Source organism: Arsenophonus sp. PmNCSU2021_1 (genome assembly GCF_036919435.1).
Classification (GTDB): Bacteria; Pseudomonadota; Gammaproteobacteria; order Enterobacterales; family Enterobacteriaceae; genus Arsenophonus; species Arsenophonus nilaparvatae.
The window spans coordinates 60321-78839 of sequence record NZ_JAZHPL010000005.1 but is presented as its reverse complement, the minus strand read 5'-3'; the positions used below and the strand labels follow the sequence as shown (position 1 = coordinate 78839).

Here is an 18519-nt window from a genome sequence, read left to right as displayed (position 1 = left end):
TCTCTCCTTATCGAACAATGGTGATTAAGACATCCGCGAAATGCACCGCACCCGCTAACTTACAGGCAACCTGAATCGGCGGCGCTTTGCGTTTTTCTCGCTCGGATTGCGCCTGTTCCGCAAGCGGTTGAATATAGACATAATACCCTTTGGTAAGCGTATCCCCGTTAGCCAATTGACCTATATTGCCACCGTTCCATACGCCCGGTGCGAGTAGTCCATTGGTGACCGCCTGAGCCAGGGATTGCTCAACATTGGTCAAAAGTGTCGTGCTGCCTTGCTCCGTTTGAGGGACTTTGGTGGTACGGGTATAGAGAAGATTGTACAAATTGGTTTGCACAAAATTTTGCAACCAATCCAGACCGTGGCGTTCATCGAAAAAATCACCATTAGCCATCACGCCTTCTTGTATAATGGCAGTGTCGTTATCGTAATTGACAAACACGTTGCAGTTTTTTGCCGCCAGAGTATTCGCCTGCGACGTAGTCAAGGTCTCCGCTTTAACACCAGGCTCCTGTTTGAATTTAAGTGTGATCGTGGTGTTATTGCCGTTGAAGTTGACGGAAAACGCCCGACCAAAAGCCGAAGCCGCTGCATAGGGCGTCGAAGCGGAATATTGGGTAAACACCCGTTGATATTTTGCTTGTTTTAATTGGGAAGCGATATCATCCGCTTTCGTGCTATCAAGGACAGCGGTATCTTGGGTGGTAAACCCAAAAACGCGTGAACTGCCGGCCGCGCCAATAAAGTTGGCGATACCTTTGACTTCATCGGTAGAAAGGGCAGCGGTTACCACCAGTCCATACCAATTGCTGGAAAAATCCGCCAAGGTTGTCACCGCATCAACAATAGTTTCACCGTCCATACCTGAAACCGGCGTTGCGCCGCTCTCTTGGGTTAGTTTCAACAACGCCGATAAGTCAGTGCCTGATTCCGGTGCGGAAGCAAAACCCACTGCGCTTATTTTACCTGCCGTATTCGATGTCATCACAAAGCGACTATCGCTAGCATTCCACGTCATCGTGGAGGTAGTCATTTTTTCACTAATTCTTGCGGCAACCCCGTTTAAATTGGTTTCTTGCGAAAAATCAATGGCACTTAACTTAACCGTTCTTCCGTTTACACTGATATTCATCGCGCCATCGGTAATCGCCTTAAAATTGTTAATTTTTGTCTCTTCTTCGGACAAAATGCCACCGCGCAATAATGCGGGTGAGGCTGCTTTTACCCAGCGTCCCACGTATAAATCGACGGGTTTGGGTGACTGCTGGTAATAGAGTGAAGCCGCCTGATACTCGGGTGCGGTTGTACCAAAATCATTGGCGACTTCCTCAATATTGGAATACGCCCGTAATCGCTCAAGCGGATCGATAACGGGTGAGTCACCTAAAATCAGCAGTAAACCAAAATTACGGCCACTTGCCGCGCGCGGTGACATATCAAGCGTGACCTTAACCACCCTTGAAACGGGTAAACCTGTTGACATTATTTGTCTCCCAAAAAGGTGACATGGGCGTCTTTCACTGATTTGATGTGATAGCGACGCACCACTTTGCGACGTAGATAAACGGTTATATCAAACCGGTTCACCCACTGATTATTGATAAGCTCAGGAAACGCGGTGATCTGGCTGAAATTACCTAAAGTAAGATTGGATTTATTCAGTTCAGCATTGTTTTGGCTGAGCATGATGCCATCCCGAAAACGGGTGGCGTAAACCATGCCGTTTTTTCCGTAGAAAGAAGCTAGACAAGTTAACGTTTCGTACTGCCAAAGTTCGTTTGATTCATCGCTTTGATTGACTAAGGCGGGATTCGCCTCACTCTCAATATCGATGAGGCCAAACGCGCACCAGTTAGTATCAGGGGATGGCAACGGTGCCGGATCGCGTTGCCAGCGAGGTAAAACGTGTTTTGCGGGCAACCCCGAGACGCCACAAACCCAAAGGCTTAACAGACGATTTAAGCCTTCATTATACAGGGCATTATCATCAAAGGGCGTTAGCCATCCCGCCTCCGTACTGCTGTTATTGCTCATGAGCGATACCTCCGTCAAACGGCATTAGTTCACAATGCGCTTGAACAAATCCCGTGCCATAAGCGGTGTAAGGATCGACGGATTTCACCAGATATTTGCGTCCCTGATAGGTGACAATATCGCCAATATGATGAGTTTCACCGGCAATCAATCGGGTGGTGGTGATCACCAATATTCGTCCACTGACGAGTTGACCCGATGTTCGTATTTGCGCCTCAATTGAACTATCTACGGTCACTACGCCTGAAAAAGGGTAAGTACTTTCTTTTGTCGAGGTGATACCTTCATCATCAATCAAAATTTCCCGTCGTGTGTAAGTGAGCGAGGTATCGCAAAAATCCGGATCAAAAAGCACATCGGTTACATCAAGCATTGGCATTTTTCTTCCTCACAACATAAGTGATAGCACGCCGATAGGTTCCCGTATCAATCAGCGGTTTAGCGTTGTTGTTATCGGGCGGTAAACCAGCTTTTCGATTTTCCAGCGCTTGCGCCGCCCCTTTACGTCCTCGTCGTGCCCGGACAGCTAATGTACTATCAGCCAGCGGGGTAAAATTGCTTTGGGTAATGACAGTCTGCACCCCTTGAACGGCGATTTGGCCTGCCCGATTTAACGCTTGTTCTGCTTTATCCGGTTGATTATCCAGAATGGCTTTAGCGGCAGATTTCAATTCAGCGGTGGTTTTGTGTTCCACTGAACGAATGCCCGGTATTAAATGCGGTCTGGCGGGGATGTTTTTAGCCGGCGAGCCAAACTCGTTGAGATATCCAATAGCCGCATTGCTAAAAGGGATATCCTCGCGTTCGCTATTTTCAGCCGGAATACCCACCAGTACATCTTGCTTGGTCAGCTGATGTAAGGCAGCAAATAACTGACTTGTTTTATCAAGTCGTAGTGCGACACCACTTTTCACAATTGCCGTCCTCCTGCCCCAAACATCAGTACCCACTGATAAAATTCCGCGCCAAAACGGGTGTTGTTCCAAAATCCGGCATTGGGGTTTAACGTCATGCTGTTATCGTAACTGACACTGACCTTATCGACCGACTTAGCCGCTGCCACCCCTGAATGATAGGACGTGAGATATTTAAACGGGAAACGTGCGATAAATGTGGATCTACCTGGGACAAACTGGATCTATCTGGGACAAGTCAGAGGGATTAAGTTGCACATAGTGAAACAGAAATCATGTTTTAAAACCCATTAATTGAAACCATCCTCTTTACTGAACTATACTCAATAAACTTCAAGATGCAGGGAAAGGAAGCTTAACGGCCTTACTACCCGTGCTTTTTGCTGAATAGTCGCCTGCATCTTGAAGTATGTTGAGTATAGAATCGAATCTACTACGATTGATTTCATTTAGAGGAAGTTTCCATGACGACCAAGAACAACAATCATGATAGTTCCGACTTTACAGAGAATCCCAAAAATGACCGAGTAGTCACGTTTGAAAAAGATGCCAGCAAGGAGAATAAACCCACCCCATCGCAACAGTCAAATAACCCGCCTGGTATCCGTCCTAAAAAATGAGTGATAGCTAAACCTTAGGAGGCGTGGATGCAGTTTTAATCTTGTTCCTCCTAATTTCCACCCTAGCTATTTGCTCTGCAGGAATGTAGGTCGCCAGCGCCCCCCAGGAGTCATCGATCACACCAGCAAACTCGCGCCATTCATCACTATCTGGTGCGCTATGGTGTGTTACATAAAGAATGACGTCTCCCGTATTGCCCAGCGCAAACGGCCCATTAGGGAGCCCTTCAAAACGAGCCAGAGGCCGCGATAATAACCCGCTGCCATCCTTGAGAATAACAAACACTTCAGTGGCTCGGTACTCAATCTGCCCGAACAGCTGCTGCCACGCGGAATGGGTGCCATCAGACCATGAGATGTTTAAGGCGCGCATGAGCTTGTACATCCATCTACGCCCGTATTTACGCCATACGGCTCCTGTTATTATTGCGGTAACCAGCGCTACAAGGGTTGACCAGTAAACCGCATATACGGCGACGGATTCATAAGCGGTTGCAGATATAAGACCAAAAACTAATGTCGAAAACGTTATGTCAACGGTTTTGTGGTGCTCTTTCAGACCAACATTGGCAATAAAGTATCCAACATAGCCAGAAGCCAGCGTCACCAATGTTGCCCAGGGCAGATTTAGCAGTGATGAATCGAGCATATGAAATATCCTTCTATTGTTTGGTTAGCATTAAACCAATGCTCACTATCTGGTGTATAGGTTATATTTTTCTCTCCGACGTTTCACTATGTGAAACGAGAAACAGTCATCGAGACGGCTGATGCGGCGTGCGATATTTGAAGCCAAAACGTGCGATAAATGGCAGGCTACTGTTGTTTCCATCAGTGCAACGAAATTACACTGTCATTTTTCATCGGAGGCACTTTGGTCTGTTTGAGTGGCACGATCAGCGGGACAATATTTGTAGATGCTGGTCAATGAAATCCCATACAGTAATGCAAGCTGTTTTCTGCTATGACCATTCGCCAATAATTTTTGAGCTTCCTGTTGCTGTGCAAAAGATAGCGACTGAGGTCTGCCGCCAATACGCCCCCTACTTCTTGCCGCTGCCAAACCTGCCTTAGTACGCTCAACAATCAGTTCTCGCTCCATCTGTGCCAACGCACTCATCACATGAAAGAAAAAACGGCCAGCGGACGTAGAGGTATCAATGGCATCCGTCAAACTATGAAAATGAATACCTTCATCTTCCAGTTTGGATATTAAAGTAATCAAATGTTTAATGCTGCGACCCAGTCTATCCAGCTTCCAGACGACTAAGGTGTCACCCGATTTCAGTGCATTTAGCGCGCGTTTTAATCCGGGTCTCTGATCTGTTTTTCCGCTGATTTTATCCTCAAAAATCTGCTCACAATTTGTACAAATGAGTGATTTTCGCTGTAAATCGGTGTTTTGGTCATTTTTTGACACCCTCATATAGCCTATTTTTGCCATTTTAGCCTCTTATTCTCCCTCTGAAAGCCTTGTCATTGCTGGTTTTGGGCAAAATATTAGCTAAATTCTCTATTTAATAAAACCTTGGTTTAACGGAAACGGTAGATTGTGCAAAAAATGCACTGGATAAACGAACGGGTGGTAGCGTCAATGGCAACCTCCATGTGACCCAATCTGTGCATATCGGCGATAACGATTCAGGATTACGGGCTAATGGCGATGGCAACGTGGCATTTTATGCTAATAATGCAAAAGTAGCTTCCTGGAATAATGATCGATTGCATTGGTTAAAGAGTGTAGAAATTGATGGAACCATCAATACTCATAGCAATTTGCATATCTCATGGGGCGGCAGAACCGCGGTTTATCAAGAAAATGGTGATGTAACTGGCCCTATTTGGGGCGGGGCGTTAAGCAGCTGGCTTAATATGCAGATTAACAATCGAGGAGCAAAAAATACAGCTCACCTCGCTACGAATGGATGGTGGAAATGTGGTGACAGCGGCCTTATCAGACAATGGGGCATCACACCACCACTCAATGCCGGACAGATTTATACGGTATCTTTACCTTGTCCCGTCCCTCATGCCATTTTCTCGGCAAACGCGACGGTAAAATACAAAGGTATTGCTCCCGAGGGCAATTTAGGTACTTATGTCGAAATAGTCGGAAAATCGTTAATTATCAGTGCAGATTATACCAGAACAGGGATTAAAGCGCCGAGAACATGGCAGCTGGTTTGCTACTAACTCAACATTATCAGGCCGCCCTGACAATGTAGTTAAACGCGACATTTCGCGGGCGGGTTTCGCTACCGCCTGCATTAGACGTTGTTTTGTCAATGAATAGAAAAGAATCATTATCTCCATCCGTAGCACGTGAACCTGTATCTGCATTATACCCTACAGGCATTTTTTCTTTATTGTTTGCGTGGCCTAGTGGACCATCATCTTCAACATAATACCTGTCCCGATAACCATGAGCGTGGCTCTCGAGTGATGCAGTTTCAGACGATAAAACCTTACGCCTAGGATTCACGCCTCGCCCAGCATCCCAGCCACGAATAAACTCACCACGTAAATCAGGGAGTTTTCCTGATGGATAGGCGAGTGCTAAAAGCGGGTATTTTTTCTTATCGAATGGCTCACCGTTGCAGATAAACCAACCGGTCGGCGCTCTTTCAGCAGGCCAAGGCAGGGGAATACCTACCGGGATTTCGACACGCAATACTTCGGGTGTAACAGCATGAACATCTGTGGCAGTTAGCTGCACATCCTGAGTGAGAGTTTTGCCGTTAATTTTACGCTGATTGGGTGTGGCATTTTTAGCCAGATTTACCGTTTCTAACAAACCAACGTAATTGAGAAAATAATCTCACATTTTTTTATCCTGATATTGAAAATTGCATCAAAAAATATAATAAAATACAGCTCAATAAATTAATCAGATACAAACAAAATTGTGATATATTTTATTTTCTCAATCAAAAATAAAAATGATCAATTCAATTAGCTATATTGTTGACTATATGTTTATAAAAACTATCGTAACCCACCAAATCTCATAATGTTATATAAAATATTTTTAGCAACCTGATTTTATCAGCTTTATAAGCAATGTAATATCAGGATGTATTCAACAAATCATGGCATTTTTATCGCATAATTACATAAAATTAATATGCTACCGATAATAAATAGTCAGAATAAAATAATTCATATTTTATAATTTAAACAAATAATATAATACTATGAATATATCTTCCCAATTAAGGCTATCTAAACTAGATTAAACTCGGTAACATAATGTATCATCTTCACTAGCAAAATTTTTTACTTGTACTTTATCGATGGATAGCATTAAGCATGACGAAACGAGCAGTTATTGTATTTAGTGGAGGACAAGATTCGACCACTTGTCTTATACAAGCAATAAAACAATATAACGAAGTTCATTGTATCACTTTAAATTATGCTCAACGTCATAGTGCTGAAATTGTTGCTGCTCAAAAAATATGCCAGCATTTTAACATCGCAGCACATAAAATACTGGATGTCGGATTATTAAATGAACTTGCTATCAGTAGCCTAACTCGCGACAACATTCCAATACCTTCCTATGAAAAAAGTATTGAAAGTGAATTACCCAATACTTTCGTTCCAGGACGTAATATTTTATTTCTAACACTTGCTGCTATTTATGCTTACCAAGTTCAAGCTGAGGTGGTTATAACCGGTGTCTGTGAAACAGACTTTTCTGGTTACCCTGATTGTAGGGACGAATTCGTTAAAGCGCTCAATCAAGCTATTTGTCTGGGTATAGCTAAACCAATTCGCTTTGAAACCCCTCTTATGTGGCTAAATAAAGCCGAGACTTGGGCACTAGCCGATTATTACCACTCATTAAAATTAGTACAAAATAAAACCCTTACTTGTTACAATGGTATCATAGGCAATGGTTGTCAACAATGTGCTGCCTGCCATCTGCGTGCAGAAGGATTAAAATATTATCTTAATCATCGACAAGCAATCATGTCCTCTTTAAAACAAAAAATGCACCTTAAATGATTTTAAATAGATACTATTTAACGATATTCAAACAATAAGCCAATTTAACTTACAATCAATGCCACTATATTAATTAATACAAGATACAATAAATTATTTTTAGTACTTTTGGCTTAAATATAATCTTACACTTCTAGCGTATACTGGTGTAATGAATAAGGAACTGAGATTAATGATTCCCTCTCAGCTCCTATTATGTATTAATAGGTTAATTTCTCACGATTCTTTTCAATAAAACCCAAACCAATACCTGGCACATCTTGAAGATGTTCGATTGACTTAAATTCTCCAAATTTCTTACGATGTAACACGATTAACTGTGCTTTTTTCAATCCGATCCCATTTAATTTCTCCGCCAACTCCTCTTCAGATGCAGTATTGATATTAACTTTATCATCCATCAACTGTCGCTTGACTGTTTTATTTATAACTGATTTCGTTCCAGTTTGATCATTAACTACTTTTAGCTGATCAGATTGGGCAAATGCGGTATGAAAAAATCCTATCGCAAAAATTAAGATCCTAGTTGTATATATTACACGAGTTTCGCAATCTCCAAAAAAGAAGTATAAATTTAAAAACAAGAAAAAATCAGGGTGTTCATATTTTGTCGGGTTATCCATGTATTAAAGATATCTATAAAACATTCTTACAAGTAAGCAGTTTAAGATACTCTGGTTTAGCGTTATCAGAAGTAAGCCCATCGCCTTTATCTCATGACACTGTTAGCCGATGGCTAAAAAGTAGATGTTTTAGACCTAAAGACCTATGGCGATTAGTTGAACCTTCTATAGACAAAAAAAGCCCTTGCGTACTAATTGCCGATGATACATTGATTGCCAAAACACGTAGTAAAAAAATAGTGATGGTCCATTATCAATATTCAGGTAATGAACATGAGGTTATTGCTGGCATAGGTTTAGTTAATTTGCTTTGGCATGATCTGACGAAGGTTGAATCAATTCCTATCAATTATCTTATTTATGATAAAGATTCTGATGGAAAAACAAAAAACACGCACTTTTCCGAAATGCTCACTCTTGCTAAAAAAAGAGGGATCATGCCAGAAGCCGTAGTGATGGATGCTTGGTATTCTAGCCTGGATAACCTGAAATCAATTCGCTCTCATGGTTGGATCTGGGTAAACACGCTGAGGAAAAATAGGATTGTTAACCATAACAAACAACTGAACAAGTTAGACATCTCAGAAGAAGAAACGTCAATACACTTGCGAGGATATGGTTGGGTAACCGTTTTCAAATTTACAGCCAAAAACGGCCGTATTGATTACATAGTAACAAACAAAGAGAATCCCACCCGTCAATACCTCAAATCTATCATGGATGCCCGTTGGTCTGTTGAAGTTTATCATCGAGAAGTTAAACAAAACTGTGGTATTGAACGCTGTCAGGCTCGCACGAGCCGAGCGCAAAGAAATCATATTTTTCTCGCTATTTCTGCGTGGTTTGAACAACATAAACGTCGTATATCTGAAAAAATAACCCTTTCATGAGTTTCGCACAGGCATATAAAGTTCTAGAAATGGCTTAAAAGCAATGGTTAATCTGTAAGTTACTAAAACACATAAATTTTATTAAATTACAATAACTTGTATTTAATTTATAAGGTTTTGTCTATTTATATATCATGCTGAATTAAACTAAAAATAGCGCGTTTTTTTATTGGTGCGAAACTCGTGCCTTTATCAACAAAATTGGGACGTAATCAAAAGTGCTATTACTGAGCAAATCCGTGTTTTATTAGCGTACCCAAATTAGTTTTGTGCGAAACTCGTGTCCATATTTCATTTGGTGATAAATCAGGATTTCCTATAGATAAATCAATCAATGGAAGTTGTTTTTGATTTTTAATTACTTTATTTTGATATTCACGACACCACTGCTCAATACATATAAAAATATCTTCTTTTTGTTCTTGGATTGTCATAATTTGCTTTCTATATGGAGGTAAAAATCAAGATTAAAAAATTAATTATGCTAATGATAACTATTCTCTAACATTTTTTATTTTTCTATTGAGTGAACAATATTAATTAACGAATTGGCGCCTCAATTTTAGTTGTTATTTTGTGTATGTTTTGGTTCTCTTTTTACGATTTATACTCAAATTTGTTTATCAATAGTTCGAGAATGTTTAACCATTCATCTTCAGATAATAGTTTCATGGGATAGAATAGAAAACCGGTAGAGACTTTATCTCTTTCATTATTAATACTGTAATTTGGAACAATACTGCAAAAAGGAATATCGTAGCCTAAATTGCTTATCTCCCAACAATAAATTATAAAATTTGTTTTTGTTTCATCCTTGTCGCCAAATATATTAACGATATGAGTAGAAAAGTTGATATCAAAGACTATTTCCCATCCTAACGTTTTTTCATTTAGAATCGATAAACGCTTCATTGTTTGCATTTTTTTTCTAAATTAAAACGACTTTGATAGAGTGAAATAAGATATTCTCCCATTCCCAATCGCCCTTTGGATTTGAGATTAACCCAACTTGAAAGTATTCCATGACTTGGACGGGAATTTTCTAATGTATACCTATAGGCGCATAAATTACCATACTGAAAATCTTGCTCAGAATACTGATAGTTTCCATCTCCTAACTCATCCATAAATCTACGATCTTTACCGATGAAAAAACTACTGGAATAAGGACATAAACCATTTTTATGGAAATCAACGCCGAAAGAATCAAATTTAGCTAGACCTTGCAATCTTTTTAATACTATCTGAAATTTATTAGCAATAGTGTCATTGTTAATTTTAGTCTTTAGTTGATCTTCATGTTGATTCATTAGAGAAAAAAACAACCAACCAATAACACTATCTAGATGAAGATAAGGACGGTAATTAAGTTTATTATGAACAATAAATTGATCAACAATAGTACTAATTGTAACAGTATCTTCACAATTAAAATTGATTGTGGTACCACCACAACAGATGATTGCGGCTATTTGTTTACCTTTATTTAATGCTGTTTCTAATGCTAATTTTAAGGATTCAACGGTGGTTTTTCCTTCATTGTCAGATTTTAGTCGCCAACAGTTGGTTGATCCTATTCCTATCATACTTGCAACATGTTCTACACAATAGTGTGCTCCCTCACTACATAGGATAATCAAATTATTCGGTAAACCATGGCGAATTGAAGCAGGACAAAGTCTGGATATAGCAGATTTAAGTGCATACAAGATAGTTATCTTTCCCCCGCTACATGAAATTCCCATAGCATCATTCCAATCTACCCAGCGACTAATGGTACCGCTTACTTGTTGTTCAACTAACAGGCTTTTTCCGCCAAATGCGTCCATAAGACTGTAAACATTAAAATATGTTGAAGCCCAAGCCGCTGCTGTTGCTTCAGGGCTTGGTTGAGGGATCATATTAAATAAAGATTTCTTTGATCCAACTTGTATCGAGCCCTCAAAAAATTTAGCGGCTTCAGTTATTAATTGTTTTCTTGAACATGGACTATCATGAATTGTTTTTAGTTCGTTAATATAATTAAAAGGTGTAACTGGAAATTTTGCGCCTAAATTATTTTTAAAACTTTTTATTTCTGGTAATTTTTTTGTCTTAGTTCAGCATCTTTTAATATGTGATTATGTATTTCATTAAAAAAGGATATTACTTGGTTAAAATAATTTGGCATATAAACACCTTCTTAATTTTTTAAATTTTTATTAATAATTAGTCCAGAAAGGCCTATGCAAAAAATGCATATGCCTAATATTTGAATAAGGTTGATATTAGCCGACTGGATCATTACAGCATAAATACTTGCTGCAGGAACTTCGACTAAAGCAAATAAAGATGCGACTAATGTTCCTGAGATATGGATTGCTTTAACATAAAACAAATCAGCAATTATTGTAGGTAAGAAAATTAATAAGGCGCTCCAAAATATCAGACTTAAGCTGTAATGTTGATTAATTGATAAATTTGTTTGTAATGGAAGTAATAAAAGTGCAGCAAATCCACAACTATAACTAACGATAATCAAGGAGGAAACACTATCTAAGTAACGAGCTAAGATAGGAAATAAACCGTAACAAAAACCAGAAATAATACCAAAAATTAAGCCAACCCAAATATTCATTAAGTTTCTATGGATTGCAGTGGTGTCGTTGGCGGTAACTAAAAACACCAAGCCTAAAATAGCAACTATGACTAATAACAAACTTTTTATTTGTAGGATTTCAACAAAGAAGATACGGTTTAAAAGTAAAGTAAAAATTGGTCCTGTACACATCAATGCGATTGTAATATTTCCACCAATATTTCTTACTGATTACGAAAATGCATAGCTACTTAATGCTTGACAAATCAATCCAATCAATATAAGAAAAAAAGGTGTCGTATTTTAACTAATTTAAATCTCTGCTTATACAAGCCAACTAATAAGCAAATTAAAAAAGCACCCGCCATTCTGATAAAACTAATTTGAAAGGAGTTTAAACCTAAACCAACCAATTCAACAGTAATTACACCAAGCGTTCCCCACATAAAACCCGCGGAGACAGCTAGGCCTCCCCCGAGGAGTAATTTATTTTTTAATAACATATTTATTTTTTGTTATGAGTAGAAATATGATAATGCAATGTTGCTTATTCGTAATAGCTTTTGAGATCAAATAATAAATTAAAAATATATAAACAAAGCATATTATTATTATGTTTTGTTTTTTTTAATACTGATATATATCAATTGAATTGTTATTATAGCCCAGCAAATTATCAAAATGAGGTGAAAATTAAATAGATTTCTTCTCAACACCGCATTTAATTTAAGGAGGATATCAATATTCACAGCCTTATTTATAGGTGAGAGTCTTACATTTCAAGACTCTGCCCACCAGACACATCTCGCCTAGGGGATGGCCGAAGTAAAACGACTCGGCCTAACCTTTACACCGCGCTTCAATCCCTTTTATCGTTGCGTAAGTATCTTCATTGTTTGATCCAGCTGGGCATTGAGTATTCGTTTCAGCTTACCATGCTCATATGCAGGCGCTCTGTCTGTATGGATAAATCTGGAAAGCGGCCATTTTCTCACTTTATTGAGAATTTTAGTAAAAATAACACTCAGTCTAACCCTTGTTAAATTTTTGCAACAGTGCCTTTTTAAAGCTAAAATTTAATTATTACACGAGTTTCGCAATCTCCAAAAAAGAAGTATAAATTTAAAAACAAGAAAAAATCAGGGTGTTCATATTTTGTCGGGTTATCCATGTATTAAAGATACCTATAAAACATTCTTACAAGTAAGCAGTTTAAGATACTCTGGTTTAGCGTTATCAGAAGTAAGCCCATCGCCTTTATCTCATGACACTGTTAGCCGATGGCTAAAAAGTAGATGTTTTAGACCTAAAGACCTATGGCGATTAGTTGAACCTTCTATAGACAAAAAAAGCCCTTGCGTACTAATAGCCGATGATACATTGATTGCCAAAACACGTAGTAAAAAAATAGTGATGGTCCATTATCAATATTCAGGTAATGAACATGATGTTATTGCTGGCATAGGTTTAGTTAATTTGCTTTGGCATGATCTGACGAAGGTTGAATCAATTCCTATCAATTATCGTATTTATGATAAAGATTCTGATGGAAAAACAAAAAACACGCACTTTTCCGAAATGCTCACTCTTGCTAAAAAAAGAGGGATCATGCCAGAAGCCGTAGTGATGGATGCTTGGTATTCTAGCCTGGATAACCTGAAATCAACTCGCTCTCATGGTTGGATCTGGGTAACCACGCTGAGGAAAAATAGGATTGTTAACCATAACAAACAACTGAACAAGTTAGACATCTCAGAAGAAGGAACGTCAATACACTTGCGAGGATATGGTTGGGTAACCGTTTTCAAATTTACAGCCAAAAACGGCCGTATTGATTACATAGTAACAAACAAAGAGAATCCCACCCGTCAATACCTCAAATCTATCATGGATGCCCGTTGGTCTGTTGAAGTTTATCATCGAGAAGTTAAACAAAACTGTGGTATTGAACGCTGTCAGGCTCGCACGAGCCGAGCGCAAAGAAATCATATTTTTCTCGCTATTTCTGCGTGGTTTGAACAACATAAACGTCGTATATCTGAAAAAATAACCCTTTATCAACAAAATTGGGACGTAATCAAAAGTGCTATTACTGAGCAAATCCGTGTTTTATTAGCGTACCCAAATTAGTTTTGTGCGAAACTCGTGTATTAATCACTTTATAAACTGTTGACCGCGCAATCTTTAATTGACGCGCAATCGCCGTCGCCCCCATTCCCTCAGAACGTAGTTGTTTAATTTTCTCCCGATCAACACTGCGTTTACGGCCAAATTGAACGCCTTTTAATTTCGCTTCCAGGCGGCCTTCATTTGTACGCTCTAAAATGCGTTGGCGTTCTGCCTGAGCTACCGCCGACAGAATGGTTACTATCATTTTGCCCACCGTACCTTCGGTACTGATACCATCATCTAAAAATCGTATCGCCACCCCTTCTTAGTCGAACTCTTTTATTAACTGGATCATATCTGCAGTATCACGACCAAGACGATCTAGTTTTTTAATTAAAATAATATCGCCCTCTTCAACCTTTAAACACAATAGATTGAGTCAGTCCCGATTAGTATGACTCCCTGATACCTTATCAGTAAAAATTCGATTTGCTCTTACTCCGGCTTCTTTAAGCGCTTTAATTTGAATGTCGGGAGATTGTTGACTAGTTGAAACTCTAGCATAATCAAAAAGCCGCATTAAATGTCTCCTTAATCGATTTAAAGACAATAAATGTCTTTTATTGTTATAAAGCGATTTAATAGACATTTTAGAATAGCTATTTTCAGCGGTCTAAAAATTTATAACTGAGGAAACAATCCTAGTATCTAAAAAGACTTTTTTGTATAAAAAATGGTCTAATATATAGCTAAAGGAATAATAGTTATATTTAAAGCAATAATGAGCAAATAACGTTCATAATGTAATAAATAGTTATTTAAAAACCTACTTGTTAACAATAGAATCGGCTAAAGGTTAACAAGCAAAACTTGAATAGCGTAAGATGACAAATCGAGGTAGACTATGTCACAAGAACAGGAAAAAGATAAAAAAGTTCGTAAAACTATTAGGCGTTCTGCTGAATATAAAAAGGCTATGTCTGATGCCTTTAGAATAGCAGCAAAGGAAATGGAAAAAGTGAGATAAGGATTGATGGCAATAAAAATAACTCGTAGCTTTAATGTACAAAAAATTCTATCAAACCTTGTTGTTAATTTAGGAACTATAGCAGAATCGTTTATTACCGAATTCGAAGAATATAAACAAAAATGTATTGGATTCGGTGATATTCCTATACCTCCATACCATATCCAGCTAGAACACCCATCTCATGTTGAAACTATTGGCAGAGATAAACCAATGGAAAGGCCAAACTCTGCCAGACATGAAGAGCTACATCATACTCATTTGTGGCAAGAGAACTGTATCTGGGAAGATGACGATGGCAAACTAGTTCAATAGAATAGCACAAGTGACTCGTTCATTGTTTATTCCTACTTTATTGATAAAATTGGTGCTCATCACTTTTATATTATTGATTTAGTGTATGACAAAGCGCATACCCTAATAGAAAATAACAGCCAAATCCTAAAATGGGTCTCTATTGCTAAAAAATTTCGGCTACAAAATATCTGATATAGTGTAATAACAACACTAAAATTCCATGCTTACCTTAATCTACTGTGCGATAAAAGAGACTGGATTTTGTTATACTAATTGAAATAAAATCACACCTATCCGTTATTGACTATTGTATCAATACTCAAAGCGGGCCATACAGTTACCTATTTTAATAAGAATAAATTCATGCGCACATCCTCTTTGTCAAAGTCAGAAAGTATATTCTTTCCGTTAAGTTTAACGTTATTTGAATTTAGCGTGTACATCGCTAACGATATGATCCAACCCGCCATGTTAGAAGTGGTAGCAAATTTCAATGCTGGCGTAAAATGGCTCCCCACCTCCATGACAGCATTTCTGGCCGGGGGCGTTTTCTTACAATGGTTGTTTGGCCCATTATCAGACAGACGTGGTCGACGTCCAATTATGCTTATTGGCGTCTTGTTCTTTATTATTAGCTGTTTAGCCATTTTGCTCGTTTCGAATATTGAGCAATTCATTGCCATGCGATTCTTACAAGGCATTGGGCTGTGCTTTATCGGTTCAGTCGGCTATGCAACTATTCAAGAGGCTTTCAACGAAACCATCTGCGTCAAAATTATTGCACTAATGGCCAATGTGGCTTTGATAGCTCCATTACTGGGGCCATTGGCAGGCGCTACCTTAATCAATATCCTTCCCTGGCAAGGCATATTTATTATTTTTGCTATTTTAGCTTTGATCGCATTCGTCGGCTTATTCTTCTTCATGCCAGAAACCGTAACGCAAAAAGCGGAAACATTATCTTTTCCCCATTTATGGCGTGATTATAAACAGGTACTGAAGAATCAGCATTTTATCAGCGGCGCACTTGCAATAGGATTTGCCGCCGTACCGCTACTAGCTTGGATAGCACTCTCCCCTGTTATTATCATAAGTGGAGAACAGCTCTCAATGCTGATCTATGGATTATTACAAATACCAGTTTTCGGTGGATTAATTATTGGGAACCTAACATTAAGCCGTCTAACTGGAAAAAAAACTTTAGTTCAGTTAATTAAATTTGGTGGTAAACCGATAATCATTGGTCTGATAATAGCTGCCAGTTCAATATTTTCCTCATTAGGCGCTTACCTATGGATAACTGCGGGTCTAACTGTATACGCATTCGGGCTTGGAATGACGAACGCCTGTTTAATCCGATTAACCTTATTTTCCAGTGATGTCAGCAAAGGCACTGTTTCTGCCGCTATGGGCATCATTAACATGGTAATATTTATTTTAGGCATAGAGCTTGCCAAAATAGTTTATCTATGGAGAGATGAAGGTGCCTTTAATTTGCTAAATTTATTTTGCGGGTTATGCTGGTTGCTTTTAGCTACGTTTTTTACTTATAAACTCCCCCGAAAAGAAGAAACATCCACGATTAAACAACTTTGACAATTTCTTTCTTATCATCCGAACAGCCACAGCTACCAGCTGTGGCTAATGAAACTTATACTTCCAACCATTCCCGCTAGCACTTTTATCTTAGCCCCCCTCTTTTACAACAGGAAAAATGGATGCCAAATAATATGAGATTTACCCTTTATTTTATATTTAGTATTAAGAAAATTTTTATTGGTTAACTACCAAATAGTCTCTCACACTGGTAGTGTAAAAAGTTATATAAAAAATACAATACTTACATCTTGATAGAATTTTATTGCCTTTACACTAACTGCTATTGAGTGACCATATAAGTTGCGTATTATTGGTTAATAAATTTCATTTATCCACGAGTTTCGCACCAATAAAAAAACGCTCTATTTTTAAGTTTAATTCAGCATAATATGTAAATAGATAAAACCTTATAAATTAAATATAACTTATTGTAAATTAAGTGAATTTATGCATTTCAGTAACTTGCAGATTAATCATTACTTTTAAGCCATTTCTAGAATTTTATAGGTCTGTGCGAAACTCGTGTTATCTATGGAACGTAAATTAGGCAATCATTGTAAGAAATTCTTATTGTTACGTTTTTTTATCCTTTAGTTATTTATCATTAGCTGAAAATGGCAATATAACTAAAGATACAAATAGAAAATCAAGCAATAAATGTTTTATACGTTTTGACGCCCCTGATAATTGTATTCCTACAAACACAATCAACGACAATTTAGCTAATACGCAGTGATTTTAAACTTTAACAGTAAAAAAAGTATTCCCTGATTAAGTTTAAATATGTTTTATTTAGTGATGAGAGGATGAATTATCAAATTATTACTTAAAATATTCACTGTTTCTTCTTTTAGGAGAACTTAACTTTCTTTAGCAAATAATAACAAGTCAGACTCAGATTAAACAAACCTAAAAAGATAAAGCGACAGGCAATGTATGTTATACCAAAAAGAATATCCGGTTTGTGTTATACACATATGCCCTGCAAAATGGATTTACCGCTCGGCTTCTATCGCAACACCTCAGTAACAAAAATAGACTTCTTCTAATTTTCTGCAGTATTAGCCAATTATTTTTTATCTATAAACCTCTGCCGTTTTATTGCTTAGATAGTTAATAAAAAATTGCCGCTATAATCAATTAGATTTAGCGACATAATTAAGTCATATTATTTTTAGCCAGAAACAGTTTTTTGAATTTATAAGTTAGTTATTTTTATATTTATATGTAAAAATTGATATGAAAAAAAATCTCCATCACTTGAATATGAAAATTTTATTAAAGTATTCCAGCTATCGTCTTTTAACTCAAAAATTTTTATTTTTTCACAAAAATTATCATGATAACCGTATTCTAGAAAGTGATTTTTATGTCCTTCAGATGCTAAAGATTTTAATTTTAAAAAATTTTTTGTTGCTTCTTTAGAATTTAATTCTGCTAAAGAGTTATTTAATTTTGCCACACAAGAATAAGCTTCTTCTTTTCCCGTGGAAAAAAAGAAATCTTTTATTTTTTCCCATAATGTTAATTGAATAGACGAATTATTTTTTTGTATTTCTCTAATATCGCCAATAGTTATCTTTTCTCTTATAAAAAAACCATTTCCAATAGATAAACTCATGATTAAATTCCTACTGATTCTCTGATGTTAAAATTATATTCTTCATAATTTAAAATAAATGAATTTTAATTAAAAAATTTGATACATAGGTACAATATTACTGTATCTATGTTCTATTTAGTGAACAACCAAAATTGGTTTTTATTGTACTATTAACATCCTCTCCAAGATAAATAACAAGGATTTGCGGCGT

General features: G+C 37.6%; 19 protein-coding genes and 4 pseudogenes. 8 read left to right on the top strand and 15 right to left on the bottom strand.

Annotated features, from left to right (window positions below; translation table 11 throughout):
• Positions 1–7: 7 nt before the first annotated feature.
• The 5 genes and pseudogenes from V3224_RS10790 to V3224_RS10770 form a co-directional block, all read right to left on the bottom strand.
• Positions 8–1486, bottom strand: coding sequence for a DUF3383 domain-containing protein (locus V3224_RS10790; RefSeq protein ID WP_334470453.1), 1479 nt, complete (start codon positions 1484–1486; stop codon positions 8–10).
• Positions 1486–2037 (bottom strand): phage neck terminator protein, encoded by a 552-nt coding sequence (locus tag V3224_RS10785; RefSeq protein WP_334470452.1) that lies wholly within the window; start codon positions 2035–2037, stop codon positions 1486–1488. The genes V3224_RS10790 and V3224_RS10785 overlap by 1 nt, the downstream gene beginning before the upstream one ends.
• Entirely contained in the window at positions 2027–2416 is a 390-nt protein-coding gene (locus V3224_RS10780) for a head-tail adaptor (RefSeq protein ID WP_334470451.1), read from the bottom strand. The genes V3224_RS10785 and V3224_RS10780 overlap by 11 nt, the downstream gene beginning before the upstream one ends.
• Complete coding sequence (locus tag V3224_RS10775) at positions 2403–2951, bottom strand: hypothetical protein (RefSeq protein ID WP_442890215.1); 549 nt, start codon at positions 2949–2951, stop codon at positions 2403–2405. Before V3224_RS10775 ends, V3224_RS10780 begins: the two co-directional genes overlap by 14 nt.
• A pseudogene (locus V3224_RS10770) lies at positions 2948–3106 on the bottom strand (DUF4054 domain-containing protein); the annotation flags it as partial. The gene V3224_RS10775 and the pseudogene V3224_RS10770, both read right to left, overlap by 4 nt.
• Positions 3107–3415: 309 nt before the next feature.
• On the opposite strand from V3224_RS10770, the gene V3224_RS10765 reads away from it, so the two are divergent.
• Positions 3416–3571, top strand: a complete 156-nt coding sequence (locus V3224_RS10765) for a hypothetical protein (protein WP_334467759.1) — start codon at positions 3416–3418, stop codon at positions 3569–3571.
• A gap of 7 nt (positions 3572–3578) precedes the next feature.
• Here V3224_RS10765 and V3224_RS10760 read toward each other — a convergent pair whose 3' ends face one another.
• Positions 3579–4220 (bottom strand): hypothetical protein, encoded by a 642-nt coding sequence (locus V3224_RS10760; RefSeq protein WP_334467757.1) that lies wholly within the window; start codon positions 4218–4220, stop codon positions 3579–3581.
• A 204-nt stretch (positions 4221–4424) separates the two neighbouring features.
• Positions 4425–5015, bottom strand: a complete 591-nt coding sequence (locus V3224_RS10755; RefSeq protein WP_334469545.1) for a recombinase family protein — start codon at positions 5013–5015, stop codon at positions 4425–4427.
• 164 nt (positions 5016–5179) lie between these two features.
• Between V3224_RS10755 and V3224_RS10750 the strand changes: the two genes are divergently transcribed.
• A complete protein-coding gene (locus V3224_RS10750; RefSeq protein WP_334470450.1) occupies positions 5180–5764 on the top strand; it encodes a gp53-like domain-containing protein in 585 nt (194 codons plus the stop codon).
• A gap of 10 nt (positions 5765–5774) precedes the next feature.
• On the opposite strand, the gene V3224_RS10745 is transcribed toward V3224_RS10750, so the two are convergent.
• Positions 5775–6365, bottom strand: a complete 591-nt coding sequence (locus V3224_RS10745) for a tail fiber protein (RefSeq protein WP_334469890.1) — start codon at positions 6363–6365, stop codon at positions 5775–5777.
• Positions 6366–6880: 515 nt separating this feature from the next.
• On the opposite strand from V3224_RS10745, the gene queC reads away from it, so the two are divergent.
• A complete protein-coding gene (queC, locus tag V3224_RS10740; RefSeq protein WP_334470449.1) occupies positions 6881–7582 on the top strand; it encodes a 7-cyano-7-deazaguanine synthase QueC in 702 nt (233 codons plus the stop codon).
• Positions 7583–7782: 200 nt separating this feature from the next.
• Here the strand turns inward: queC and V3224_RS10735 are convergent, their stop codons facing one another.
• Positions 7783–8205, bottom strand: a complete 423-nt coding sequence (locus tag V3224_RS10735) for a ComEA family DNA-binding protein (RefSeq protein WP_334470448.1) — start codon at positions 8203–8205, stop codon at positions 7783–7785.
• Here V3224_RS10735 and V3224_RS10730 point away from each other — a divergent pair.
• A pseudogene (locus V3224_RS10730) lies at positions 8190–9089 on the top strand (IS701 family transposase); the annotation flags it as partial. The gene V3224_RS10735 and the pseudogene V3224_RS10730 sit on opposite strands and share 16 nt — an antisense overlap.
• Positions 9090–9692: 603 nt before the next feature.
• Here V3224_RS10730 and V3224_RS10725 read toward each other — a convergent pair.
• The 4 genes and pseudogenes from V3224_RS10725 to V3224_RS10710 form a co-directional block, all read right to left on the bottom strand.
• Positions 9693–10016: a hypothetical protein gene (locus V3224_RS10725; RefSeq protein WP_334470446.1), complete on the bottom strand. Its 324-nt coding sequence runs from the start codon at positions 10014–10016 to the stop codon at positions 9693–9695.
• Positions 10004–11029, bottom strand: coding sequence for a pyridoxal-dependent decarboxylase (locus tag V3224_RS10720; RefSeq protein WP_334470875.1), 1026 nt, complete (start codon positions 11027–11029; stop codon positions 10004–10006). Before V3224_RS10720 ends, V3224_RS10725 begins: the two co-directional genes overlap by 13 nt.
• 248 nt (positions 11030–11277) lie before the next feature.
• Positions 11278–11865 (bottom strand): DMT family transporter, encoded by a 588-nt coding sequence (locus V3224_RS10715; RefSeq protein ID WP_334470445.1) that lies wholly within the window; start codon positions 11863–11865, stop codon positions 11278–11280.
• A 561-nt stretch (positions 11866–12426) separates the two neighbouring features.
• Positions 12427–12683: pseudogene (locus V3224_RS10710) on the bottom strand (IS6 family transposase); the annotation flags it as partial.
• Between the two features lie 145 nt (positions 12684–12828).
• On the opposite strand from V3224_RS10710, the gene V3224_RS10705 reads away from it, so the two are divergent.
• A complete protein-coding gene (locus tag V3224_RS10705) occupies positions 12829–13803 on the top strand; it encodes an IS701 family transposase (protein WP_334470444.1) in 975 nt (324 codons plus the stop codon).
• Here V3224_RS10705 and V3224_RS10700 read toward each other — a convergent pair.
• Positions 13763–14362 (bottom strand): annotated as a pseudogene (locus V3224_RS10700) (recombinase family protein). The gene V3224_RS10705 and the pseudogene V3224_RS10700 sit on opposite strands and share 41 nt — an antisense overlap.
• Positions 14363–14686: 324 nt before the next feature.
• Between V3224_RS10700 and V3224_RS10695 the strand changes: the two are divergent.
• The 3 genes from V3224_RS10695 to V3224_RS10685 all read left to right on the top strand — a co-directional run bounded on the left by V3224_RS10695 (position 14687) and on the right by V3224_RS10685 (position 16702).
• Positions 14687–14809, top strand: a complete 123-nt coding sequence (locus V3224_RS10695) for a hypothetical protein (protein ID WP_334470443.1) — start codon at positions 14687–14689, stop codon at positions 14807–14809.
• Positions 14810–14815: 6 nt separating this feature from the next.
• Positions 14816–15124, top strand: coding sequence for a hypothetical protein (locus tag V3224_RS10690; protein WP_334470442.1), 309 nt, complete (start codon positions 14816–14818; stop codon positions 15122–15124).
• Between the two features lie 345 nt (positions 15125–15469).
• Positions 15470–16702 carry an MFS transporter gene (locus V3224_RS10685; protein ID WP_334470441.1) on the top strand — a complete coding sequence of 411 codons (1233 nt, stop codon included), beginning with the start codon at positions 15470–15472 and terminating at the stop codon, positions 16700–16702.
• 1201 nt (positions 16703–17903) lie between these two features.
• Here V3224_RS10685 and V3224_RS10680 read toward each other — a convergent pair.
• On the bottom strand, positions 17904–18326 hold the full coding sequence (locus tag V3224_RS10680) for a hypothetical protein (RefSeq protein ID WP_334470440.1): 423 nt from the start codon (positions 18324–18326) through the stop codon (positions 17904–17906).
• Positions 18327–18519 lie beyond the last annotated feature (193 nt).